Origin of the sequence: Bacillus sp. EU52 (genome assembly GCF_037964975.1) — a bacterium.
GTDB lineage: Bacteria > Bacillota > Bacilli > Bacillales > Bacillaceae > Bacillus > Bacillus subtilis.
On the sequence record NZ_CP150177.1, the window covers coordinates 1,130,498 to 1,152,558 of the forward strand.

27 protein-coding genes and 1 riboswitch are annotated in these 22,061 nt (G+C 45.5%); of the genes, 16 read left to right on the forward strand and 11 right to left on the reverse strand.

The genetic code is table 11. From position 1 onward, the window contains the following. Nucleotides 1-104: 104 nt before the first annotated feature. From NSU05_RS05815 to NSU05_RS05830, 4 genes are all read right to left on the reverse strand, one after another. A complete protein-coding gene (locus tag NSU05_RS05815) occupies nt 105-953 on the reverse strand; it encodes a GNAT family N-acetyltransferase (RefSeq protein ID WP_038428772.1) in 849 nt (282 codons plus the stop codon). Nucleotides 954-957: 4 nt separating this feature from the next. Then, nucleotides 958-1,407, reverse strand: a complete 450-nt coding sequence (locus NSU05_RS05820) for a GNAT family N-acetyltransferase (protein WP_015715658.1) — start codon at nt 1,405-1,407, stop codon at nt 958-960. An 89-nt stretch (nt 1,408-1,496) separates the two neighbouring features. Next, a complete protein-coding gene (locus tag NSU05_RS05825; RefSeq protein WP_003245847.1) occupies nt 1,497-3,335 on the reverse strand; it encodes a bifunctional homocysteine S-methyltransferase/methylenetetrahydrofolate reductase in 1,839 nt (612 codons plus the stop codon). A gap of 89 nt (nt 3,336-3,424) precedes the next feature. Next, nucleotides 3,425-3,542, reverse strand: a riboswitch (SAM riboswitch). A 106-nt stretch (nt 3,543-3,648) separates the two neighbouring features. Beyond that, complete coding sequence (locus tag NSU05_RS05830; RefSeq protein ID WP_003233034.1) at nt 3,649-4,140, reverse strand: YajQ family cyclic di-GMP-binding protein; 492 nt, start codon at nt 4,138-4,140, stop codon at nt 3,649-3,651. A gap of 98 nt (nt 4,141-4,238) precedes the next feature. Here NSU05_RS05830 and NSU05_RS05835 point away from each other — a divergent pair, with 98 nt between their 5' ends. Beyond that, nucleotides 4,239-5,135 (forward strand): S1 RNA-binding domain-containing protein, encoded by an 897-nt coding sequence (locus NSU05_RS05835; RefSeq protein WP_010886474.1) that lies wholly within the window; start codon nt 4,239-4,241, stop codon nt 5,133-5,135. A 52-nt stretch (nt 5,136-5,187) separates the two neighbouring features. Here NSU05_RS05835 and NSU05_RS05840 read toward each other — a convergent pair whose 3' ends face one another. The 3 genes from NSU05_RS05840 to NSU05_RS05850 are packed head-to-tail and all read right to left on the reverse strand — an operon-like array spanning nt 5,188 to nt 7,219. Then, nucleotides 5,188-5,772, reverse strand: a complete 585-nt coding sequence (locus tag NSU05_RS05840) for a sporulation delaying protein family toxin (protein ID WP_003244950.1) — start codon at nt 5,770-5,772, stop codon at nt 5,188-5,190. After that, nucleotides 5,769-6,698 (reverse strand): sporulation-delaying protein SdpB family protein, encoded by a 930-nt coding sequence (locus tag NSU05_RS05845; RefSeq protein WP_003233028.1) that lies wholly within the window; start codon nt 6,696-6,698, stop codon nt 5,769-5,771. The genes NSU05_RS05840 and NSU05_RS05845 overlap by 4 nt, the downstream gene beginning before the upstream one ends. Continuing rightward, nucleotides 6,683-7,219 carry an SdpA family antimicrobial peptide system protein gene (locus NSU05_RS05850; RefSeq protein ID WP_003245405.1) on the reverse strand — a complete coding sequence of 179 codons (537 nt, stop codon included), beginning with the start codon at nt 7,217-7,219 and terminating at the stop codon, nt 6,683-6,685. The genes NSU05_RS05845 and NSU05_RS05850 overlap by 16 nt, the downstream gene beginning before the upstream one ends. 177 nt (nt 7,220-7,396) lie before the next feature. Here NSU05_RS05850 and NSU05_RS05855 point away from each other — a divergent pair, with 177 nt between their 5' ends. From NSU05_RS05855 to nprB, 4 genes are all read left to right on the forward strand, one after another. Continuing rightward, on the forward strand, nt 7,397-7,744 hold the full coding sequence (locus NSU05_RS05855; RefSeq protein ID WP_003233025.1) for a PadR family transcriptional regulator: 348 nt from the start codon (nt 7,397-7,399) through the stop codon (nt 7,742-7,744). Then, nucleotides 7,741-8,328, forward strand: a complete 588-nt coding sequence (locus NSU05_RS05860; protein ID WP_015715661.1) for a hypothetical protein — start codon at nt 7,741-7,743, stop codon at nt 8,326-8,328. Before NSU05_RS05855 ends, NSU05_RS05860 begins: the two co-directional genes overlap by 4 nt. 19 nt (nt 8,329-8,347) lie before the next feature. Then, nucleotides 8,348-8,641: a DUF3784 domain-containing protein gene (locus NSU05_RS05865; RefSeq protein ID WP_003233021.1), complete on the forward strand. Its 294-nt coding sequence runs from the start codon at nt 8,348-8,350 to the stop codon at nt 8,639-8,641. Between the two features lie 135 nt (nt 8,642-8,776). Then, complete coding sequence (gene nprB, locus NSU05_RS05870) at nt 8,777-10,393, forward strand: neutral protease NprB (RefSeq protein WP_038428773.1); 1,617 nt, start codon at nt 8,777-8,779, stop codon at nt 10,391-10,393. A 46-nt stretch (nt 10,394-10,439) separates the two neighbouring features. Here nprB and NSU05_RS05875 read toward each other — a convergent pair whose 3' ends face one another. Next, nucleotides 10,440-11,291 carry a DegV family protein gene (locus NSU05_RS05875; protein WP_038428774.1) on the reverse strand — a complete coding sequence of 284 codons (852 nt, stop codon included), beginning with the start codon at nt 11,289-11,291 and terminating at the stop codon, nt 10,440-10,442. Between the two features lie 137 nt (nt 11,292-11,428). Here NSU05_RS05875 and NSU05_RS05880 point away from each other — a divergent pair, with 137 nt between their 5' ends. Together NSU05_RS05880 and NSU05_RS05885 are read left to right on the forward strand one after the other, a co-directional pair. Continuing rightward, nucleotides 11,429-12,271: a YitT family protein gene (locus tag NSU05_RS05880; RefSeq protein ID WP_003245017.1), complete on the forward strand. Its 843-nt coding sequence runs from the start codon at nt 11,429-11,431 to the stop codon at nt 12,269-12,271. 18 nt (nt 12,272-12,289) lie between these two features. Continuing rightward, a complete protein-coding gene (locus tag NSU05_RS05885; protein ID WP_014479419.1) occupies nt 12,290-12,745 on the forward strand; it encodes a BsuPI-related putative proteinase inhibitor in 456 nt (151 codons plus the stop codon). A 31-nt stretch (nt 12,746-12,776) separates the two neighbouring features. Here NSU05_RS05885 and NSU05_RS05890 read toward each other — a convergent pair whose 3' ends face one another. From NSU05_RS05890 to yitU, 3 genes are all read right to left on the reverse strand, one after another. Next, nucleotides 12,777-12,974, reverse strand: a complete 198-nt coding sequence (locus NSU05_RS05890) for a DUF3813 domain-containing protein (RefSeq protein WP_003233010.1) — start codon at nt 12,972-12,974, stop codon at nt 12,777-12,779. Then, nucleotides 12,975-13,127 (reverse strand): hypothetical protein, encoded by a 153-nt coding sequence (locus NSU05_RS05895; RefSeq protein ID WP_017695668.1) that lies wholly within the window; start codon nt 13,125-13,127, stop codon nt 12,975-12,977. Between the two features lie 103 nt (nt 13,128-13,230). After that, the gene (yitU, locus tag NSU05_RS05900; RefSeq protein ID WP_038428775.1) at nt 13,231-14,043 is read right to left on the reverse strand and encodes a 5-amino-6-(5-phospho-D-ribitylamino)uracil phosphatase YitU; all 813 of its coding nucleotides are present in this window, start codon (nt 14,041-14,043) and stop codon (nt 13,231-13,233) included. Between the two features lie 120 nt (nt 14,044-14,163). Here yitU and NSU05_RS05905 point away from each other — a divergent pair, with 120 nt between their 5' ends. The 9 genes from NSU05_RS05905 to NSU05_RS05945 all read left to right on the forward strand — a co-directional run bounded on the left by NSU05_RS05905 (nt 14,164) and on the right by NSU05_RS05945 (nt 21,996). Then, nucleotides 14,164-14,931 carry a prolyl oligopeptidase family serine peptidase gene (locus NSU05_RS05905; protein WP_003233006.1) on the forward strand — a complete coding sequence of 256 codons (768 nt, stop codon included), beginning with the start codon at nt 14,164-14,166 and terminating at the stop codon, nt 14,929-14,931. A gap of 63 nt (nt 14,932-14,994) precedes the next feature. Continuing rightward, nucleotides 14,995-15,303, forward strand: a complete 309-nt coding sequence (locus tag NSU05_RS05910) for a metal-sulfur cluster assembly factor (protein WP_014479422.1) — start codon at nt 14,995-14,997, stop codon at nt 15,301-15,303. Between the two features lie 64 nt (nt 15,304-15,367). Next, nucleotides 15,368-15,538, forward strand: a complete 171-nt coding sequence (locus NSU05_RS05915; protein WP_003232996.1) for a YqaE/Pmp3 family membrane protein — start codon at nt 15,368-15,370, stop codon at nt 15,536-15,538. Between the two features lie 60 nt (nt 15,539-15,598). Beyond that, on the forward strand, nt 15,599-17,029 hold the full coding sequence (locus tag NSU05_RS05920) for an FAD-binding oxidoreductase (RefSeq protein ID WP_038428776.1): 1,431 nt from the start codon (nt 15,599-15,601) through the stop codon (nt 17,027-17,029). After that, entirely contained in the window at nt 17,029-17,568 is a 540-nt protein-coding gene (locus NSU05_RS05925) for an MFS transporter (protein WP_003232993.1), read from the forward strand. Before NSU05_RS05920 ends, NSU05_RS05925 begins: the two co-directional genes overlap by 1 nt. Before the next feature lie 205 nt (nt 17,569-17,773). After that, nucleotides 17,774-18,811 carry an N-acetyl-gamma-glutamyl-phosphate reductase gene (argC, locus tag NSU05_RS05930; RefSeq protein WP_029317601.1) on the forward strand — a complete coding sequence of 346 codons (1,038 nt, stop codon included), beginning with the start codon at nt 17,774-17,776 and terminating at the stop codon, nt 18,809-18,811. Between the two features lie 19 nt (nt 18,812-18,830). Next, nucleotides 18,831-20,051: a bifunctional ornithine acetyltransferase/N-acetylglutamate synthase gene (gene argJ, locus NSU05_RS05935; RefSeq protein WP_038428777.1), complete on the forward strand. Its 1,221-nt coding sequence runs from the start codon at nt 18,831-18,833 to the stop codon at nt 20,049-20,051. A 14-nt stretch (nt 20,052-20,065) separates the two neighbouring features. Then, nucleotides 20,066-20,842 (forward strand): acetylglutamate kinase, encoded by a 777-nt coding sequence (argB, locus tag NSU05_RS05940; RefSeq protein ID WP_038428778.1) that lies wholly within the window; start codon nt 20,066-20,068, stop codon nt 20,840-20,842. Continuing rightward, nucleotides 20,839-21,996, forward strand: coding sequence for an acetylornithine transaminase (locus tag NSU05_RS05945; RefSeq protein WP_038428779.1), 1,158 nt, complete (start codon nt 20,839-20,841; stop codon nt 21,994-21,996). Before argB ends, NSU05_RS05945 begins: the two co-directional genes overlap by 4 nt. Nucleotides 21,997-22,061 lie beyond the last annotated feature (65 nt).

A 22,061-nucleotide genomic window follows, 5' to 3' on the forward strand; every position in this document is an offset into this window, starting at 1 on the left:
CACACTCCTTTTCTTCTGCTTAGAATGTCCCTGATGGCTTCGTTTATTCAGCGATCAGACAGCAAAAAACCGAACAGAAGATACCTGTTCGGGAAAAAAGAGGGTTAACCGAGAGCCTGTGAAATCAAAGCATATAAGTGTCCATTTTGAATAGGCGCTTTTTTCTGATAGAACAAAAGCGGAGGTTCATCATCTTTACGAAATCCCATTTCTATCAGGCTGTCATGCAGAGACGTGTGTTCACTCGGTATATCAATTCGCATCGGCCCTTGTTTGCCGGCCGCCAGCCTGTTAATTATCTGTGCTGCAACATCTGATGATGGAGCGATGATGGGGCCGAATTTCAAATTGGCCGGTGTCTGTACAGAAAGTCCGTAGCCAATGAGCTGTCCGTCCTGATTTCGGGCGATGATACATTCGCATGAAGCAGAAATAAGCTGCTGCAAAAGGTTTGATCGATCTCCGCCAAAGGCAGCCAGATCCGCCGCGGTTAAGTCGTGAAAGTCTTGTTCTCTAAAGGATGTCAGTTCAGCATCAAGCTTTTTTGTATAAGGTTGAAAACTGTGACAGCTGTACTTTCGCACTGAACCTGCCGTATGAAAACCTGCTTTTTCATAAAGCGGCAAACCTTCCTTTGTGGCGCAAAGCCTGATGGCTGTGTTTTCATCCGTTTGGGTGATACAGGCGTTTACCATACGCCTGCCGAGACCAAGCCGTTTATATTCCTTGTCAACGATAACAAGGCCGATAGAAGTAAGACGGCCAAACAAAAACAAGCCGATGCAGGAAATCATCTCACCGCTGACATTTTGATAACCGAAAAAGCGTCCCTGCTGAACAAGCAGTTTCAGCTCTTGTTCGCCATAATCCGGCCACCCGGCTTGCCCGCAAAGCCGCAATAAGCCGGAAACGTGTTCTTCATGAAGCTTAATCAGTTCATCTACTACGTCCATAAGATCACCTGCTTGTTCTAAGTGTTTTGTACATGACAATATGATTGCCAATGCCGGGAATGTCAAATGGTTCGCCAAGTTCCTTCCAGCCAAGCTTGGCATAGTAGCCCTTGACATGGTGTCTTGCGTTGCACCATACCGCCTGAACGCCGCTCTCCGCCAGTTTGTGCTCCGCGTGTTTGATCAGCGTGCTTCCAGCTTTTTGATCGCGATATCCCTCGAGCGTTGCCATGCCTCTCAGCCGATACGCAGGGGCTTCCGTTAATAAAGGCTGACTTTGCGGGGAAAAAGAAGCGATGCTGATCAGCGTTCCATCATAAAACACGCCGAGATGAAAGGAGCCTTCTGCGTGATCCTCTTTATATTTGCATTGTTCGATGGATTGATGGGGACGCAGAATGCGATGCCGGATTTCATATGTATCTTCCGCGGAAATGGTTTTGACTTCGAGCATAATGTTCCTCCTCATGATTGTTTTTCTATATCGTAACACGAATCTCGTTGAAAAAGACTGCCCGATTCGATCAGGCAGTCTTTTGGAAATTAATGCAAAAAGATATTTTGGCGCTGCTCATCTTTTTGCTGAATATATGATGTGAGCTCAGCGGTTAAGTCAGATCTGAGGAAAGGCGTTATCAAGTAGATGCCGTTAAACAGCTCGCATGCCGTATCCAGCAGGGAGCGTGCAATTGCAAGGCCTTCCGCCTTTTGCTTTTCTTTATCTTCACCGGCATGGGCCATTTTTTCGCGAATCGTATCAGACAGCTTAATGCCGGGAATTTCATTATGGATGAATTCGGCATTCCGGCTGCTTGTCAGCGGCATGATGCCGATATAGATCGGCGTCTTCAGATGTTTTGTTTCGTTATGGATATCGACAAGCTGCTGCTCGGAATAGACAGGCTGAGAAACAAAATAATCTGCGCCGCAATCTATTTTTTTCTCAAGCCGTTTTACCGCTTTATCCAGATGGCGGACGTTAGGATTAAATGCGGCGGCAACTGAGAAATTCGTTTTCTTGCCGAGCGGTTTTCCAGACAGAGACAGACCTTCATTGAATTGTTTGATCAGCCTGATTAAATCAAAAGATGTTAAATCATATACAGACGTCGCACCAGGAAAATCCCCGATTTTAGAAGGGTCACCTGTAATAGCAAGCACGTCATTCAGCCCTAACGTATCAAGGCCCATTAAATGTGACTGTAAGCCGATAATATTACGGTCACGGCACGTAATATGGACAAGGGAACGCATATCGAGCTGCTGCTTGACAAGGGCACCGCAGGCAACATTGCTGATCCGCGGGGTCGCCAGAGAATTGTCGGCGAGTGTCAGGGCATCGATTCCCGCTTCTTTTAATTCAGCAGCCGCCGATAGAAATTTGTCAAAGCTTAGTTTTTTCGGCGGGTCCAGTTCTACGATAATAGAGCGTTTTTTCGCTGCGATCTCATCCAGACCGGGCTCGGTTCGCTCGTGATGAACAGAAATGAATTCTTTCGCCCGGGTTTTGACTTCTTTTTCCGTAATCGGAGCCAGCCCGCCAACCGCTTCCGCCATCGCCCTGATGTGATTCGGTGTTGTGCCGCAGCAGCCGCCGATAATCCGCGCGCCTTGCTTACGGAATTCTGACGCGCTGTTTTGAAAATACGTGTCGTCTGTTTCATAGACGAGCCGTCCCTCTTCAAGCGAAGGAAGACTGCTGTTCGGATAAACGGATAAGAATACGTCATCAAAAATCGGCACTTCGCTGAGCGCTTCAATCATGTGATAAGGGCCGAGGCGGCAGTTAATGCCGACAATATCAGCTCCGAGATCCGCAATCGAGCGCAATGCGTCAGAAAGCGGCGTTCCGTCCTGCAATACGCCTTGCTCGTGCATGGAGACATTGAGCATAATCGGAAGATCAGTCTCTTTGCGCGCGATTTTCAGCACTTCACGGGCTTCTTCCAAATCATAATACGTTTCTAACAGCAAGCCATCCGGCTCTTCATGCAGCAGCAGATACAGCTGCTCGCGGAAGCTGCGCTTAATTTCGTCAAGACTGTATGCGTTTTTATTAAATGTGCGTATGCCGCCCATCGTTCCAAGCACGTATGCATCGCCTGCTGAAGCCCGCGCGATCTTTACGGCCTCCTGATTCATTTTTTTGATGTCATCCTCAAGCCCGTGTCTGGATAATTTAATATAGTTGGCCCCGTACGTATTCGTTTGAATAATGTTGGCTCCCGCTTCAACGTACGCTTTATGTATGCGCTGAATTTCCTCCGGCTTTGAAATATTGAGCTCCTCAAAACACCTGTCAATGCCATAGGAGTAGAGGAGCGTCCCCATGGCGCCGTCACCGATTAACACCTGTCTTTGCAAATCTTCTAAAAGTCCCATTGTCTGCCTCCTTTATTCACATCAGCAAGGAAAAAAGAGAAATAAAAAAAGTCCTCTTAAGAAGAAGACTTTGTCAGTGATTTTGTCTCTTCTTATCTTCCAAGCTGTTCGAGCTTGCTGGATTTAGCACCTTGGTCATGGCTGATCGCCATTACACCGGTTGCTGAAGCTTCGTCGGGCCAGTCCCTCTGCTTCTCTTGATAAGAACGGATATGAAATTTTCGTGTCAGGAAGTGCCAAAAGATATCTGGCGTTTTTCCCTTTCTCCAAATTTACCGAAAATAAAGACAATAATCAATAGGAATCAGAAAATTTATCTGAAATTTATAAATTGAACGTCAATTGGCAGATCTGCTCCCCGTACAGCTGAGATAATCTGCTGCAGGTCATCTTTGTTTTTTCCGGTGACACGCACTTGATCATCCTGCACCTGAGACTTTACTTTCAGTCCGGAGTTTTTGATGATCGTATTGATTTTTTTTGCGTTGTCCTTGTCAATGCCTTGAACAAGCTTTGCACGCTGGCGCACCGTTCCGCCTGACGCGTTTTCAACCTTGCCGTAATCAATGTTTTTTGTCGGTACGTTTCGTTTAATCAATTTGCTGACCAGCACATCTTTCAGCTGGCTTAATTTGAATTCGTCATCGGAAACGAGGACCAGCTCCTCTTTATCTAAAGAAATGTCGCTTTTGCTGCCTTTAAAGTCATATCGGGTACTGATTTCCTTCAGTGCGATTTGGATTGCGTTTTGCACTTCAGGCAATTCCACCTTGGATACAATATCAAATGAACTTTCTTTTGCCATATGAAAACCTCCATAACATTTAACTTATGTGTTGATTATAGTAGAATAAAGAGAAACTTCCAACAGAACAAAGAATCAATTTGTGATGATTGGAAAAAATGTTAACAAAATCCGCAGAGAATAAGCGGAACAGGAAGGACGATAGCATGAGACCAGGGCAGCAATTAACCTTGAGTATAGATCACCAAACCGACTTCGGTTACTTTTTAACCGATGGGGAAGATACGATTCTCTTACATAACAGTGAAATGACTGAGGATATCGAGGACAGAGACGAAGTAGAAGTCTTTATATACGTAGACCAGCAGGAAAGGCTTGCGGCCACGATGAAAATTCCGATCATCAGCGCGGATGAATATGGCTGGGTTGAAGTGGTGGATAAAGTGGAAGATATGGGCGTTTTCGTTGATGTCGGTTTATCGAAGGACGCACTAGTCGCAACTGAGCATTTGCCGCCGTACGAAGATGTCTGGCCGCAAAAAGGGGACAAACTTTACTGTATGCTGAAGGTGACGAACCGGGGGCGCATGTTTGCGAAACCAGCGCCGGAAGATATCATCAGCGAACTGTTTACCGACGCTTCAGAAGATCTGATGAATAAAGAGCTGACAGGTACGGTGTACAGGCTGATCGCATCGGGTTCATTCGTGATCACGGATGACGGTATCCGCTGTTTTATTCACCCGTCAGAAAGAAAAGAGGAGCCAAGACTGGGTTCAAGAGTCACAGGCCGGGTGATTCAAGTGAAAGAAGACGGTTCAGTCAACTTGTCGCTGCTTCCGAGAAAACAGGATGCAATGTCAGTTGATGCTGAGTGCATTCTAACGTATATGAGAATGAGAAACGGTGCCATGCCGTACAGTGACAAAAGCCAGCCTGACGATATCAGAGAACGTTTTAATATGAGCAAAGCCGCCTTTAAACGCGCGCTGGGCCATTTGATGAAAAACGGAAAAGTGTATCAGGAAAATGGATGGACATACGAGAAAAAATAGCATGAAAACGGCTCGCCTGCAGCAGACTGCGGAGCGAGCCGTTTTTTTATGTCTAGTTTAATTCATCAACCAGCGTTCTGATTGCCATTTCGCGATCCACATTGTCTGAAATCGCAATCGGCGTAATATCAATGGCGAGAATGATCAGAATCAGGGCACCTGCTGCAGCAACATAAGAAACATAATAGAAATAGTTAGCGGTATCAACAGTGTTGACAAGCTCGGCCTGAACTCTGGATGTATCATCCTTAGAAGCGGCGATTTCCTTTGCAGCTTCTACTTTTTCTTCAACGATTTGACCTGCTTTTTTCAGCAGTTCATCCACTTTCAATGCATCTTTGCTGTAAACAGCTTTCTTCAGGTTATCAAAAAAGTCAGCATCCTCTTTTTTAATATCAGCGACAACCTGATTGGCAAAAGCCTTTGCCTGTTTTGTGTTGAGTTTGTCTGTCATCGCTTTATTAAAGACCTCTGGAAGTTGTTTGCCAACTTCCCCTTGGGCAAACACAAAGCCTTTAAAAATTTCCTCACCTGAATACTCAAGCTGCTTTGCCTGTGCCACACTTTCTTGCTGCTTCACCAAAAACACAGTCGTCACCAATACAACCGACAAAAATACTAGAAACGCCTTCTTCAAACTGAAACCTCTCCCTTCTTGTGTTTTTTATTCCACAACAGTCTGCGAATATATGTAAATTGAATCGTGGAATCGATAGGAGTGAGATACAATATCAAAATGCCGGCCATGATAATCGAAAAACTGATGAGGCCCAGCATGACTGCAAAAATCTCATGCATAAAAACAGCGATGATCAAAATCAATCTCCAATGCTTCTTCGGCGCAAACAGTGCCGCGAAGATGACAATTTGAACCAGCAGCGTCCCCCATGTCGGAATCACCACGAACGGACTTGTTACAATTGGCTTCGTTAACGCCTGAAAAAAGCCGTTGAAGCCAATGGTTTTTTCCTGGGCGAAATAATAGACGGCCGTTCCGTCCACCCATTCCTGCTGAGATAGCTTAGCGACGGTAGAGTGAAAATAAAGCACCGCCACTTGGATTCTGATCACAAAATAAGAAATAAAAGCTGTTATTTTTCCAAGTGTTCTTTTGCCCTCTATAGGTCTCGTACTCCAATGCCATTTTCTCGGATCGGTCAGCGTGATGGGAAGCAATAAAAAGGTCATGACGGCTGCTGCCTGCTCGCCTCCGTCGATGACGATCAGCGATGACTGCAGGCTGTAACTGACATACCAATGCAGAACCCCGGTGATTCTGGGGCGCCAGCCAATGACAACAAGCACCAGAATGGCAATGCAGACCCATCTGAAAAGATTTAACATCATATAGTTATTTTCGCCGAGACAAAAGAGACTGAGATTCATTTTACAAGCTGGATAGCTGCTGATCCCGCTGGCTGGCTTCATAATGAGGCTCGGGTGATTGATGAGCAGCGTCAGCAGGCTGGATAGCGCAATGATGCTTCGCGCGAGGCCATATACATTTGTCCACGGGTTTCTTTCGTCCCATCTGGTGATGGTCTGTTTTATGTTTTCGAGCATGAGATCACAACCTTGACTATGCTTTTTACCTGATAAGACGAAGGGGTATATTTAGAATAGCTCCAAGGAACAATATCCTCTTTCGTCAAATAGTAGCTGCCACAAAGCAGCGGGCGGGGAGCGGGTGTTTTTAATTGCACGGTTTTGGCTTTGCTTTTGCATGCGCCGAGGTCCTTTTCTTTACATGCTGTCCACTGTTCCTTGCCGACTTGGCTGTAGATCACGCCCATTTCAACGCCTTGTGACCGCCCATACCGATACAGGCCGAATAGGTTGTCAGCCCTCATATTGGGCCATCTGACCTTGGCGCTGGCATTTTCAGCCTCATATAAGCCGATTGCAGTATCACGCGGATTTTTGCTAAAAAAGCCCCAGCCCTGAGGGAGGATGCTGGACATGAGAAATTTGGAGTCCTTTGTCAGCGGAATCGGGGTTGTCCCTAAGCTGCCAATAATAGAAAACAGAAATAGCGAACCCCAAAGGATTGAAAAAATGACAAAAAATGATATCGATTTCTGCATTCGACTGCTCCTTTTAACCTGAAGAATCGTTTTTACACTTTTCATAATATAAAAACATTTATGTAATAAAAAGGTTAAAAAGTATGAGAAATTCCATTTTTGTTAAAAGGAAAAACAGGACATTTTACACTGCTATATGTGATTGATATATAGTGTTTTTTTCGATATATTTAAACCATGAAAACGAATCAAGTTAATGACCGCTGGATTGTTCAATTTCGAAAAGGGATTTTCGAGCTGGCCATCCTATCCCTACTGCATTCTAAACCGATGTACGGTTATGAGCTGACGTCATCCTTAAAAACCACCTCGGCTCTGGCTATTTCAGAGGGAGCGATTTATCCGATTCTGAAACGTATGACCGAGAAGGGATGGATCGAATTTTTTTGGGAAGATTCACTGGACGGCCCGAAAAGAAAGTATTACAAAATGACACAAAAAGGAGAAGAAATGTTAAAAGAACGGCTGGAGAAATACCTGGAAACCCATCAAGCCTTACTGTCTTTATCGGGGGATTTGCTATGAATGGACAGCTTATCATTGACCGATACATGGAGGAACTAAATGCAGAGCTGGCGAATATGCCTGATGTAGAGAGAGAAAACGCTATCGACGAATTAAAGGGGCATATCACCGCTTTCGTTCAAGACAGAATCAAAGCCGGCCTTAGTGAAGAGGAACTGCAGGAAGCTGTTGAATCTGAATTTTCTCATCCGAAGGAGCTTGCCGAATTGATGATGGGTGATGGGGGAGAGACGAAAAGGAGGAGGTCTTTATTGGGCAAAAGCTGGCTTTCGGTCCTTCTCATTGTCACGATTATCGCCCTGCCGCTGCTGCCGTCCGACTTCAGACATCTGCCGCTGGCTGTTTATTTAATGGTGCTCGCCGGATATGTATGGAAGCGGAAAAAATTGATGATGTTTGCAGGTGTCAGAAAAAACAAAATGCGCTCTCAAAAGGAGATTGTTACGATTTCGCGAGTCGGTGCGGTTTATCTGCTGTTTTTAGCAGTGGTGCTTCTTTTGAGCCCGTTCCTCAATGCGCTTGTCGTCCTGCTGCTGATTGCAGTAAGCTGCGCCGCTTTTTTTCTTTTTCTTAACATCAAGTAATCTTGTAGGAGGCTGTAAGATGGAAATCAGCATCAATTATCTATTAATTGTCATCGCGCTTTTATTCTTTGTGGTTGCCTATTTTGTCGGAATCAAAAAACAAACCTGGATGCTGGCTGGGTTTAACGAGGCGCGTATACGGGATAAAGACCGGCTGGCCAGAATAGCAGGCTACTTTTTCTTGAATTCCGGTTTGTTCATTTTGCTGAATAGTTTTATCTCATTTCAAGGTCAGGAGCAGCTCATACCTCCGCTTATACTGGCATATGGAGCAGGGGTTATTATTTATGTCAATAAAAAATTAGTAGAGTAGAAAAAGAAGGGCAGAGCGAAATAGCTCTGCCCTTCTTTTTTGGGAAAATAAGAACGAAGCACCACATACAAGTTTTTGTATTTTTGATAGGATGAAGAAAAATGGTAGATTCCAAAATAGGAAGGATGTGGTGTTTTGCGCAACTTGACCAAGACATCTCTATTACTGGCCGGCTTATGCACAGCGGCCCAAATGGTTTTTGTAACACATGCCTCAGCTGAACAAAGCATCGAATACGACCATACGTATCAAACCCCTTCATACATCATCGAAAAGTCATCGCAGAAGCCGGTACAAAACACAACCCAGAAAGAATCGCTATTTTCCTATCTTGACAAGCATCAAACGCAGTTTAAGCTCAAAGGGAATGCGAACAGCCATTTTCGCGTTTCGAAAACCATAAAGGATCCAAAGACAAAACAAACGTTTTTTAAATTAACTGAGGTTTACAAAGGAATTCCGATTTACGGCTTTGAACAAGCGGTCGCGATGAAGGAAAACAAACAAGTGAAAAGTTTCTTTGGAAAGGTGCATCCGCAAATCAAAGACGTCTCCATTACACCGTCTATTTCTGAGAAAAAAGCAATACATACAGCAAGGCGTGAGCTCGAGGCTTCCATTGGAAAAATCGAATATCTTGATGGGGAACCAAAAGGCGAATTATATATCTATCCACACGACGGTGAATATGATCTCGCCTACCTTGTGAGACTCTCGACATCTGAACCTGAGCCTGGCTATTGGCATTATTTCATCGATGCCAAAAACGGAAAGGTCATTGAGTCCTTTAATGCCATTCATGAAGCGGCAGGTACAGGAATCGGCGTATCAGGTGATGAAAAAAGCTTTGACGTCACAGAACAAAATGGGCGCTTTTATTTGGCTGACGAAACAAGGGGAAAAGGGATCAATACATTTGACGCGAAGAACCTGAACGAAACCTTGTTTACGCTTTTGTCTCAACTGATCGGGTATACGGGCAAAGAAATAGTCAGCGGCACGTCCGTATTTAATGAACCTGCGGCTGTAGACGCACACGCAAATGCGCAAGCCGTTTACGATTATTACAGCAAGACATTTGGCCGTGATTCTTTTGATCAAAACGGAGCAAGGATTACGTCTACCGTGCATGTCGGCAAACAATGGAACAATGCTGCGTGGAACGGTGTCCAGATGGTATACGGGGATGGAGACGGTTCGAAATTTAAGCCGCTGTCTGGATCGCTCGACATTGTCGCGCATGAAATCACACACGCAGTCACACAGTATTCCGCCGGTCTTTTATATCAAGGAGAACCCGGTGCATTAAATGAGTCCATTTCTGACATTATGGGCGCGATGGCTGACCGTGATGATTGGGAGATCGGCGAAGATGTCTATACTCCTGGTATTGCAGGAGATTCATTGCGGTCATTGGAGGACCCATCTAAGCAGGGAAATCCAGATCATTACTCGAACCGCTACACAGGAACAGAGGATTATGGCGGAGTCCATATCAATTCGTCCATTCACAATAAAGCAGCTTATCTTCTTGCAGAAGGAGGCGTGCACCACGGTGTACAGGTTGAAGGGATTGGGCGTGAAGCAAGTGAACAAATTTACTATCGGGCTTTAACATATTATGTAACGGCATCTACAGATTTCAGCATGATGAAGCAAGCGGCGATTGAAGCTGCCAATGATTTATACGGTGAAGGCTCGAAGCAATCAGTTTCAGTCGAAAAGGCGTATGAGGCTGTCGGCATTCTATGAGCAAACAAAAACAGTCAGGACACAGAGTCTGACTGTTTTTGTTTGCTCATTTTCTTAAAAAGAATATCGCCAATGTACCTGGGCCGGCATGCGAGCCGATTGCTGAACTGATTGGATACATAATGATTTCTTTCGGCTTGAACGCTTCCTCAATCAGGTGTTTCATGTCCGTGGCTTTTTCTTTGTTCGCGGCGTAGCTGATCCCGACGGTTTGATCGCTCCAATCATCCCCGCGCTCTTTCATAAGCTCGATGATCCGTTTGAAAAGTTTCTTCTGTCCGCGGATTTTTTCCAGAGGCACAAGCTTGCCGTCCTCCATCTGAAGCAGCGGTTTAATATTCAACAGGCCGCCGACAAAAGCGGACGTTTTGGATATCCGGCCGCCCCTCGCGAGATATGTTAAATCATCAACGGTAAAAATGTGTTCAAGCTGGCTGCAAAAGTTCTTTACAGACGTTTCAATTTCTTGTATTGTATTCCCGTTGATACAGAGATCGGCAGCATGCCGGACAGCCAGACCGTATCCTAATGAAGCGCATTTGGAATCAATGACCCGCAAATCGAAATCGGGGAATTCCTCCTTCACTTCATTGGCGATCATTACAGCTGTCTGATACGTGCCGGAGAGACCTGAGGAAAAGGCAATGTAAAGAGCGGGATCACCTGTTTCGGCATATTGCAAAAACACATTTTTAATCGTTTGCGGTGAGGCTTGGGACGTCTTAGGCGTTTCTCCATTTTGCATCGCTTCAAATATTTGATCCGCTTGAATTGTGACTGCATCTTCGAATTCTTTATCGCCGAGAGAAACCCTGAGTGGAATAAAGCCAATGCCTTTTTCTTCAAAATAAGAACGAGGCAAATCAGTGGCGCTGTCAGCGATGAGATGAACTGTCATATTGCTTCCCTTCTTTCCGTTATCGCTCGTTATCATGAGAGTTAAGCCAACTATATCATATTAATTTGCCAAAATCGTGTTCAAATATTTGTTTTAAGGGAAAACATAATAAAGAAGAAAGAGCGGAGGAACATGCCATGGTACTAGATCAAACAAAAAAATTACTCATCGTCATCATCGGCGCTTTACTCAATGCTGCCGGGCTGAACTTATTTTTGATACCTGCAGATGTATATGCCAGCGGATTTACAGGTGTTGCCCAGCTTTTATCAAGCGTCGTTGATCAATATGCCCCCTTTTACATATCGACGGGAACGCTCTTGTTCCTCTTAAACATTCCGGTCGGTATTTTAGGATGGCTGAAGGTCGGCAAATCGTTTACAGTGTACAGCATTTTAAGTGTCGCACTCACTACTCTGTTTATGGGGATCCTGCCGGAAACAAGCCTGTCACATGACATTTTGCTGAACGCGGTGTTCGGCGGCGTCATTTCCGCAGTCGGTATCGGCTTAACATTAAAATACGGAGCTTCGACAGGCGGGCTTGATATCGTCGCCATGGTGCTTGCAAAGTGGAAGGATAAACCCGTCGGCACGTATTTCTTCATTCTGAACGGGATTATCATCTTGACGGCAGGATTATTGCAAGGTTGGGAGAAAGCATTATATACCCTGGTTACACTATATGTGACAACGAGGGTGATCGACGCCATTCACACTCGCCACATGAAGCTTACGGCAATGATTGTGACGAAAAAAGCGGACGAAATCAAGGAAGCCATTTACGGAAAAATGGTGCGCGGCATCACAACTGTTCCGGCAAAAGGAGCTTTTACGAACGAACAGAAAGAAATGATGATTATCGTCATCACGAGGTATGAACTGTACGATTTAGAAAAGATCGTCAAAGAAGTTGATCCAAAAGCATTTACGAACATCGTTCAAACGACAGGGATTTTTGGTTTCTTTAGAAAAGACTGACGAAAGCAGGTGGAAGTCGTGAAACGGCTGCTTGTGATGCTCCTCCCCGTGCTGCTTTTGATAGGCTGCGGGAAAGATGAGCAGACAGAACCCGATAAGGAGGTATCAGGCGGAATGGAGAATCAAGAGGTTGTTTTATCTATTGACGCAATTCAGGAGCCTGAACAAATCAAGTTTAACATGTCGCTGAAGAACCAAAGTGAACGTGCTATTGAGTTTCAATTCAGCACAGGGCAAAAATTTGAACTTGTCGTGTATGATTCTGAGCACAAAGAAAGATACCGTTATTCGAAAGACAAAATGTTTACGCAGGCTTTTCAAAACCTGACGCTCGAATCTGGAGAAACATATGATTTCTCTGATGTGTGGAAGGAAGTCCCAGAGCCCGGAACCTATGAGGTAAAGGTGACATTTAAGGGCAGGGCGGAAAATCTCAAGCAGGTTCAGGCTGTTCAGCAGTTTGAAGTCAAATAAGAGGCTATGGCGAGTCGCCATAGCCTTTTTTTTATTGCAGTTTGTCCAGCTGATTTTGAAATTGATGGAGCTGTCGACGTTCCGCATCTGTCGAATTGGCATACGCAGAAGATACAGCATTTTTGGCTCTCAGAATCGCTTGCTCCTGATCGCCTTCCTCAAAGCCGTTTGTCACCATGACCGCCTGTTGAACAAATGATTTTGCCTGCTGAAACAGTTCATTTCTCATTTAATATTCAACCTGGCTTTCGGCCGAGTCTCGTGCCGCGGCATGCTGGTGAGCTTCTTCTAAAGTAGACCGATATGGAAATCTTGCGGCGTGTAGCCCGATGGAGTCTTTACCCTGCTGAATAAACCTTCTGGATTTGCTTCGTTTACCCATTTTGAGACTGCCCCCTTCCATACTTTGACGAGATGAGTCGTCTTCAATAGTATGGTGGGGTAAAGTAAGGTTTATGAGTGGGAAAAATTAATACGGACCTTCTTTAAAGTGAGAAATATTCTTTCAAAAACCTTGCAACGCCGTCCTCTTCATTTGTAGCCGTGGTTCGGTTGGCAATCTGCTTGACCGCGTCAATTCCATTTCCCATTGCAACGCCGCAGCCTGCAAATTCAAGCATTTCCAAATCGTTATCCTCATCCCCGAAAGCAATGATCCGCTCCCTCGGCACGCCGTAATAATCGCTGATTTTCTGCAGGCCGACCGCTTTATTCATGCCGCTTTTGATAATTTCAATGACATGCCACGGTGCGGCCCATCTTCTATGGTCGATTACCTCGGCATGCACATCCGATAAATATGAGCGTATTGCCGGCACATCCTCTTCTTTTGCATGTATGAGTACAGAAGTCACATCTTCACCAAGATTTTCCCTCAAGTCTCCGACCGTTACATTTGTTGTGTTCATGTTAAAGGCATCTATCAGGTGCTCATCATGGTAATGAAAGTATACGTCGTCAATCACTTCAGCAAGCACGTTATGTACGTTGTAGCTCTCGCTGAGATCCACGAGCTGTTTGACAACATCAAGCGGCAGTGACGTATGATACCGTCCCCAGCTGTCGTCTTGCGGGTGATGGACAAATGCTCCGTTAAAATTGACAATTGGCGTTGTCAGCTCCATTTGCTGGTAGTACATGGAACTTGAACGATACGGACGGCCTGTTGAGATGCAGACATAATGCCCGTCATCTTTTAGGCGCTGTATCGTCTGAAGGGTGTTTTCAGATATGGTTTTATCATCCTTTAATAATGTTCCATCTAAATCTAATGCGATTAAATAGGGGTTTGTCTCCATGAAAAGCTCCTTTAACCTTAGATTTTGCTTGTTTTGCCTTACTTACAGTGTAGCTTTTTACCATCTTTATTGTCTACATGTTACACTTATGATTATGGTTATCCTAAGGAGGGGCATATTGTGATACAAATTGAGAATCAAACCGTTTCCGGTATTCCGTTTTTACATATTGTAAAGGAAGAGAACAGGCACCGCGCTGTTCCTCTCGTGATCTTTATACATGGTTTTACAAGCGCGAAGGAACACAACCTTCATATTGCTTATCTGCTTGCGGAGAAGGGTTTTAGAGCCGTTCTGCCGGAGGCTTTGCACCATGGGGAACGGGGAGAAGAAATGGCTGTCGAAGAGCTGGCGGGGCATTTTTGGGATATCGTCCTTAACGAGATTGAAGAGATCGGCGTACTTAAAAACCATTTTGAAAAAGAGGGCCTGATAGACGGCGGCCGCATCGGTCTCGCAGGCACGTCAATGGGCGGCATCACAACGCTTGGCGCTTTGACTGCATATGATTGGATAAAAGCCGGCGTCAGCCTGATGGGAAGCCCGAATTACGTGGAGCTGTTTCAGCAGCAGATTGACCATATTCAATCTCAGGGCATTGAAATCGATGTGCCGGAAGAGAAGGTACAGCAGCTGATGAAACGTCTCGAATTGCGGGATCTCAGCCTTCAGCCGGAGAAACTGCAACAGCGCCCGCTTTTATTTTGGCACGGCGCAAAAGATAAAGTTGTGCCTTACGCGCCGACCCGGAAATTTTATGACACGATTAAATCCCATTACAGCGAGCAGCCGGAACGCCTGCAATTTATCGGAGATGAAAACGCTGACCATAAAGTCCCGCGGGCAGCTGTGTTAAAAACGATTGAATGGTTTGAAACGTACTTATAAAGCACGAAGTTATTAACAAGAGCTGAATTTACGTTATACTGTAGAAAAAAGGAGTGAGGGAACGTGGAAGAAGCATTAAAAGAAAACATCATGGGCGCCCTGGAACAGGTTGTCGATCCTGAGCTTGGCGTTGATATCGTGAACCTTGGTTTGGTATACGATGTTGACATGGATGAAGACGGCTTAACGCACGTGACGATGACACTGACATCAATGGGATGCCCTTTAGCGCCGATTATCGTGGATGAGGTGAAAAAAGCATTAGCGGACCTTCCTGAAGTGAAAGACACAGAGGTTCACATTGTATGGAATCCGCCTTGGACTAGGGATAAAATGTCCAGATACGCAAAAATTGCGCTTGGCATTCAATAAAACAAAAGAGGACAGCCTGACATGTGAGGCTGTCCTTTTTTACAGCTGAAAGGAGTGAAAGGAAATGATGTACCTGCTGGCAGTTTTATGCCCGCCGCTTGCTGTTTTGTTTTCGGGAAAACCGTTTCAGGCCTTGCTGAATCTCATATTGACCTGTATCTTTTGGCTGCCGGGCGCGATTCACGCCTGCTTTATCGTCGCCGACCGCCGTGCCGAAAAACGGGCAAGAAGATAATTTGGAAAAATGAGGATGCAGTCATGGTATAATGGTCATAAAAACAGCAGGGAGAGCACTATGAAAAAGAAATTGCTTGCATTCGCGCTTTGTACTGGCGCGTATGCGGCCCTGTTTGCGTACTCTGTGCACTCAGAGCAAAAAACAGACACAAGCGAGATGACGGATGTCAGCCGCCTGATGCCTGTAAAAATAAAGCAGACAGTGAAAGGGCAGGAAGAGGAAACGCTCATTGACACAGTCAAAGAGGCAAATCGAAAAAACATAAAAATTTCAATCGCCGGGGCCCAGCACTCCATGGGCGGCCATACATATTATGAGGACGGCATCGTTCTCGACATGACGGGCTACAACAAAATCCTGTCACTCGATCAAGAGAAGAAAACCATCAGGGTGCAAAGCGGTGCAACGTGGAATGATATCCAGAAATACGTGAATCCATACGGACTCGCGGTAAAAGTCATGCAGTCACAAAACATTTTTACAATCGGCGGATCTCTCAGCGCAAATGCACACGGACGTGATATTCGCTACGGCTCGCTGATTGATACAGTCAAATCATTCCGGCTTTTAAAAGCTGACGGGACGATTATCACTGTCACTCCAAAAGATGATTTGTTTACGGCGGTCATCGGAGGGTACGGCCTTTTTGGCGTGATTCTTGATGTAACGCTTGAGCTGACAGATGATGAGCTGTATGTCATGAAGACAGAAAAAATGAATTACAGCACATACTCAGACTATTTTTCAAAGCATGTAAAAGGAAATCCAGATGTCCGAATGCATCTGGCGCGAATTTCAACAGCGAAAAAAGGATTTCTGAAAGACATGTATGTCACAAATTACGTATTGGCTGATCATCAGGATCAGCTGCCATCATACAGCGATCTCAAAGAAGATGAGTATACGGGAGCCACAAAGTTTGCACTCGGTTTGTCAAGACAGTATGAATGGGGCAGGAATTGGCTGTGGAACACACAGCAATCCTATTTTCTGAGCCAAAACGGCACAGAGATTTCACGCAATAACGTCATGCGGTCCGAATCTAAGTTTCTTGAGTATGAAAACAATGACAACACAGATGTTTTGCAAGAATACTTTGTGCCCGTGAAGGAGTATGGGTCCTTTATTGATGACCTGAGACAAACGCTGTCGGACGAAGATCTGAACCTGCTGAACATTACGATTCGCTACGTGCAGAAAAATGAAAAGGCCGACCTTTCCTATGCGAAGGACGATATGTTTTCGCTCGTGCTATTAATAAACGAGGGCTTTTCAAAAGAAGACCAGGCAGATACTGCCCGAATCATCAGGCGCATGACAGACGTTGCCATCAAGCACGGCGGCAGCTATTATCTGCCTTATATGACCTACCAGACAAAAGCGCAAATGAGACAGGCATATCCGAAAAGTGAAGCGTTTTTTCAGAAAAAACGAACCTATGACCCGGATGAGCGCTTTATGAATTACTTTTATCAGAGGTATAAATAATGGGGAAAAACAAATTAAAATGGCTGACATTATCACAAAGCAGCGTGTTTTTCGCAAGCAGCTTAATCTTTCCGTTTTATATTCTGTTTGTGAAAAATATCGGCTCAAGCTACACACAGTTCGGTTTTTCCTACGGATTGTTCGGGTTGAGCGGAGCGCTCATTTACCCGCTCCTCGGACGGCTGTCTGAAAGGTTTGACAGCCGTTATTTTCTGCTTCTGAACTCGTGGGGGATGGCTGTTCTGCTTTTATATGTCCCGCATATCGGAAGCGTCGTTCAAGTGTATATCGTCCAAGTGCTGTTAGGGCTCTTTGGAGCGATGCAAAAGCATGGAGAAAAAGTGCTGATCGCTAATTTTACAGACAGCGGAGAGCGTGGAAAAAAGATTGGAAATTACCATTTTTGGACAGCTGTCTTTTCAGCAGCAGCCATTATGCTTGGGGGCTTTCTCGCTGACTTTTTTACAGTGCAAATGATTTTTTATGCAAGCTCTATTCTATATTTTTTGAGTGGATTGATGATGATGAAAACAGGCTGACGCGGTCAGCCTGTTTTTTTATGCGGCTGAAATGCGGCGCCGCATCAACGTTTTTGTGCTAGAGTCGTGCTGATTTTTTTGAGCGGAATTTCCATTGAACAGAAAATTTATAAATGAATAAAAATATTAAATATACGATTGAATTAATTTTTATTCATGTTATAATGTTAAATAATTTCACAAAGACCAAGAGGGTGAACTTGTTTTGAAAATAGGAATTGTAGGTGCTACAGGATATGGAGGCACCGAACTTGTCAGGATTCTTTCGCATCATCCTCATGCAGAGGAATGCATACTTTATTCATCCAGCGGAGAAGGGAATGTCTATAGCGAGGGTTATCCTCATCTTACCGGCTTAGCGGATCAGCAACTGAAGCCGATTGATATGAATACGATCAAACACGAAATAGATATCATGTTTCTCGCTGCGCCGCCCGGAGTATCAAGTGAATTGACTCCAAAGCTGGCAGACGCGGGAATTCCGGTTATTGATCTGTCAGGTGATCTGAGGATACAAGAACCGGCTGAATATGAAAAATGGTATAAACGGACAGCGGCACCGAAGGCGGTGATTCAAGAGGCGGTATACGGTCTGGCAGAACTGAATCAACAGCAAATTCAACAGGCGAAACTCATTGCCAATCCAGGCTGTTTTCCAACAGCTGTTTTGCTTGGCCTCGCGCCATTGGCTCAAAAGAAACTGCTCGATGAATCTTTCGTTATCGTTGACGCGAAGACCGGTGTTTCCGGAGCGGGAAGAAAAGCATCCATGGGAACTCATTTTTCTGAGCTGAACGACAATTTTAAAATTTATAAAGTCAATGAACATCAGCACACGCCGGAAATTGAGCAGGCGCTGAATGAATGGCAGCCAGGTCTCGGGCCCATTACATTTTCGGCTCACTTGGTTCCGATGACAAGGGGCATCATGGCGACGATGTATACCAGATTAACCTGTGACCTATCCGCAGATGACCTGCATGATTTATATTCGGAATTTTACCAAGATTCATATTTTGTGAGAGTGAGGCCAAAAGGTCAGTACCCGCAAACGAAAGAAGTGTACGGCAGCAATTTCTGTGATATCGCCGTGACCCTCGATGAGAGAACGAACAGAGTCACGATCGTCTCGGTAATCGATAATTTAATGAAGGGTGCCGCCGGTCAGGCAGTGCAAAACTTTAATTTGATGAATGGCTGGAATGAAGAAACTGGACTCACCATCACGCCAATTTATCCATAGAACGGGAGAGAATCGAACCATGATTCAGTTAAGTGAAGATCAAATTGTAAAAGTAACAGGTGATGTATCCTCGCCAAAAGGGTTTCAGGCAAAGGGTGTGCATTGCGGGCTGCGCTACTCGAAAAAAGACCTCGGCGTCATTATCAGCGAGACACCGGCTGTGAGTGCAGCAGTTTATACCCAAAGCCACTTTCAGGCTGCTCCGATCAAAGTGACACAAGACAGCTTAAAGCACGGACCGACACTGAAAGCCGTCATCGTCAACAGCGCCATTGCCAACGCCTGCACGGGAGAACAAGGCCTAAAGGACGCATACACAATGCGGGAGAGCTTTGCTTCACAGCTTGGCATTGAGCCGGAGCTTGTCGCTGTTTCATCAACGGGCGTCATCGGCGAGCATTTAGACATGGAAAAAATCCACGCGGGGATCGAACTGCTGAAAGAAACACCTGTGGGATCAGGCGATTTTGAGGAAGCGATTTTAACAACTGATACGGTGATCAAGCAGACGTGCTATGAACTGGCAATCGGCGGCAAAACAGTCACGATCGGCGGAGCGGCCAAAGGCTCAGGGATGATACACCCGAACATGGCCACGATGCTGGGATTTGTGACAACTGACGCGGCAATCGAAGAAAAAGCGCTGCAAAAGGCGCTTCGGGAAATCACTGACGTTTCATTTAACCAAATCACAGTTGACGGAGAAACATCCACGAACGACATGGTATTAGTTATGGCGAATGGCTGCGCCGAAAACGAGTGCCTGACAGAAGACCATCCAGACTGGCCGGTCTTTAAAAAAGCGCTCTTGCTCACTTGTGAGGATCTGGCTAAAGAGATTGCCAGAGACGGAGAAGGCGCGACAAAACTAATTGAAGCCCAAGTACAGGGAGCGAAAAACAATCTTGATGCAAACGTCATTGCCAAAAAGATTGTCGGCTCAAATCTTGTAAAAACGGCAGTATACGGAACAGATGCCAACTGGGGGCGGATCATCGGAGCCATCGGACACTCCGCAGCACAGGTGACGGCAGAAGAAGTAGAGGTTTATCTTGGCGGCCAATGCCTGTTTAAGAATAACGAACCTCAGCCATTCTCTGAATCTCTCGCCAAGGAATACCTTGAAGGAGATGAAATCACCATTGTCATCAAGATGGATGAAGGGGAAGGAAACGGGAGAGCGTGGGGCTGTGACCTGACCTATGACTATATCAAAATTAACGCGAGCTATCGCACGTAATAAAGGGGAGCGAAATGAAGAAAACAATCGTTTTTAAATGCGGGGGAAGCGTCATCCGTGAGCTGTCGGAGGAATTTTATCAAAATCTGAAAGAGCTGATGGCGTCAGGCTGGAAGCTGGCAATCGTACATGGCGGGGGACCGGAAATCACAAATATGCTGAAACGGTTAAATATCAAGACAGAGTTTTCGGGCGGACAGAGGAAAACAACGAAGCCGGTGCTGGAAGTGGCGGAAATGGTTTTATCCGGTTCTGTCAATAAATTTTTCGTTGCTGAGCTTGCCAAACACGGACTGCGAGCCGCGGGCATTTCTGGTAAGGATGGCGGTCTTTTGGAGGCTGATTATCTAGATCCGGAAACATACGGAGAAGTGGGAGAAATCAAAAAAGTCGATGCGTCCATGGTGAACGCGCTGATGGAAAATGGCATCATCCCCGTTATTGCGCCGCTGTCTATGACAAGCGACTGCAAAACGCTGAATGTAAATGCTGATCTGGCTGCTTCAGCAGTCGCCGGAGCGCTTGAAGCCGATAAGCTGATGTTCGTCACGGATGTCGATGGAATCATGAAGGAAAAGCAGCGTCTGAACGTCCTGACCCCTAAGGAGATTCAGATGCTGATCAAGCAGGAAGTGATCACAGGAGGGATGATCCCGAAGGTCAATTCAGCCTTGTCAGCTTTATCAGATCAGGTGTCTGAAGTCATGATCGTAAACGGAAAAGGATCATTCTTCGCAGAACAAACCTTTCAAGGGACAAAAATCGTCAAAGCAAAGGAGGCTGTTTCATGAGCAGCTTGTTTCAAACCTACGGCCGTTGGGATATTGACATCAAAAAAGCAAAGGGAACGTACGTTGAGGATCAAAACGGCAAAACGTACCTCGATTTCATTCAGGGGATTGCGGTATCAAATCTAGGACACTGTCATGAAGCGGTGACAGAGGCAGTCAAAAAACAGCTTGACAGCGTATGGCACGTATCCAACCTGTTTCAAAACAGTCTCCAAGAGCAAGCGGCGCAGAAGCTGGCAGCGCATAGTGCAGGAGATCTTGTTTTTTTCTGCAACAGTGGCGCGGAGGCGAATGAAGGTGCGATAAAGCTTGCCCGAAAAGCAACTGGAAAAACAAAAATCATCACTTTTCTTCAGTCGTTCCATGGCCGCACGTATGCAGGGATGGCTGCGACCGGACAGGATAAAATCAAAACAGGCTTCGGCCCGATGCTTGAAGGCTTTCACTACCTGCCATACAATGATCCTTCTGCTTTTAAAGCTCTTGGGGAGGAAGGCGATATTGCCGCGGTGATGCTTGAAACAGTGCAGGGAGAAGGAGGAGTCAATCCGGCGAGTGCTGAATTTTTATCAGCCGTACAGTCGTTTTGCAAGGAAAAGCAAGCCCTTCTCATCATTGATGAAATCCAGACCGGCATCGGACGGACGGGAAAAGGCTTCGCATATGAGCACTTCGGACTCTCACCGGATATCATCACAGTCGCCAAAGGATTGGGAAACGGCTTTCCGGTCGGCGCTGTCATCGGAAAAAAACAGCTTGGAGAAGCGTTTACCCCTGGTTCTCACGGAACGACTTTCGGAGGAAACATGCTGGCGATGGCTGCTGTGAATGCCACATTGCAAATTGTATTCCAGCCTGACTTTTTGCAAGAGGCTGCTGACAAAGGGGCGTTTTTAAAAGAACAGCTTGAGGCAGAGCTAAAGAGCCCTTTTGTTAAACAAATCCGAGGTAAAGGATTAATGCTTGGAATTGAGTGTGATGGCCCTGTTGCTGACATTATTGCTGAATTGCAGACATTAGGCTTGCTTGTATTGCCGGCCGGCCCGAACGTGATTCGGCTGCTGCCGCCGCTCACCGTGACTAAGGATGAAATAGCAGAAGCCGTCAGCAAGCTAAAACAGGCAATCGCTCATCATTCCGCTGTAAACCTGTGATTTTTTTTCGATATAAAGGCATAAAAATTCATTTTTATAATTAATTATTCATCAAGAGGTGGGCT

Coding starts and splice junctions, on each gene's coding strand:
- NSU05_RS05815 (WP_038428772.1), bottom strand. CDS start 953: ATGGACGTAGTAGATGAACTGATTAAGCTTCATGAAGAACACGTTTCC.
- NSU05_RS05820 (WP_015715658.1), bottom strand. CDS start 1,407: ATGCTCGAAGTCAAAACCATTTCCGCGGAAGATACATATGAAATCCGG.
- NSU05_RS05825 (WP_003245847.1), bottom strand. CDS start 3,335: ATGGGACTTTTAGAAGATTTGCAAAGACAGGTGTTAATCGGTGACGGC.
- NSU05_RS05830 (WP_003233034.1), bottom strand. CDS start 4,140: ATGGCAAAAGAAAGTTCATTTGATATTGTATCCAAGGTGGAATTGCCT.
- NSU05_RS05835 (WP_010886474.1), top strand. CDS start 4,239: ATGTTAACAAAATCCGCAGAGAATAAGCGGAACAGGAAGGACGATAGC.
- NSU05_RS05845 (WP_003233028.1), bottom strand. CDS start 6,698: ATGCTCGAAAACATAAAACAGACCATCACCAGATGGGACGAAAGAAAC.
- NSU05_RS05850 (WP_003245405.1), bottom strand. CDS start 7,219: ATGCAGAAATCGATATCATTTTTTGTCATTTTTTCAATCCTTTGGGGT.
- NSU05_RS05855 (WP_003233025.1), top strand. CDS start 7,397: ATGAAAACGAATCAAGTTAATGACCGCTGGATTGTTCAATTTCGAAAA.
- NSU05_RS05860 (WP_015715661.1), top strand. CDS start 7,741: ATGAATGGACAGCTTATCATTGACCGATACATGGAGGAACTAAATGCA.
- NSU05_RS05865 (WP_003233021.1), top strand. CDS start 8,348: ATGGAAATCAGCATCAATTATCTATTAATTGTCATCGCGCTTTTATTC.
- NSU05_RS05875 (WP_038428774.1), bottom strand. CDS start 11,291: ATGACAGTTCATCTCATCGCTGACAGCGCCACTGATTTGCCTCGTTCT.
- NSU05_RS05880 (WP_003245017.1), top strand. CDS start 11,429: ATGGTACTAGATCAAACAAAAAAATTACTCATCGTCATCATCGGCGCT.
- NSU05_RS05890 (WP_003233010.1), bottom strand. CDS start 12,974: ATGAGAAATGAACTGTTTCAGCAGGCAAAATCATTTGTTCAACAGGCG.
- NSU05_RS05895 (WP_017695668.1), bottom strand. CDS start 13,127: ATGGGTAAACGAAGCAAATCCAGAAGGTTTATTCAGCAGGGTAAAGAC.
- yitU (WP_038428775.1), bottom strand. CDS start 14,043: ATGGAGACAAACCCCTATTTAATCGCATTAGATTTAGATGGAACATTA.
- NSU05_RS05915 (WP_003232996.1), top strand. CDS start 15,368: ATGATGTACCTGCTGGCAGTTTTATGCCCGCCGCTTGCTGTTTTGTTT.
- NSU05_RS05920 (WP_038428776.1), top strand. CDS start 15,599: ATGAAAAAGAAATTGCTTGCATTCGCGCTTTGTACTGGCGCGTATGCG.
- NSU05_RS05925 (WP_003232993.1), top strand. CDS start 17,029: ATGGGGAAAAACAAATTAAAATGGCTGACATTATCACAAAGCAGCGTG.
- argJ (WP_038428777.1), top strand. CDS start 18,831: ATGATTCAGTTAAGTGAAGATCAAATTGTAAAAGTAACAGGTGATGTA.
- argB (WP_038428778.1), top strand. CDS start 20,066: ATGAAGAAAACAATCGTTTTTAAATGCGGGGGAAGCGTCATCCGTGAG.
- NSU05_RS05945 (WP_038428779.1), top strand. CDS start 20,839: ATGAGCAGCTTGTTTCAAACCTACGGCCGTTGGGATATTGACATCAAA.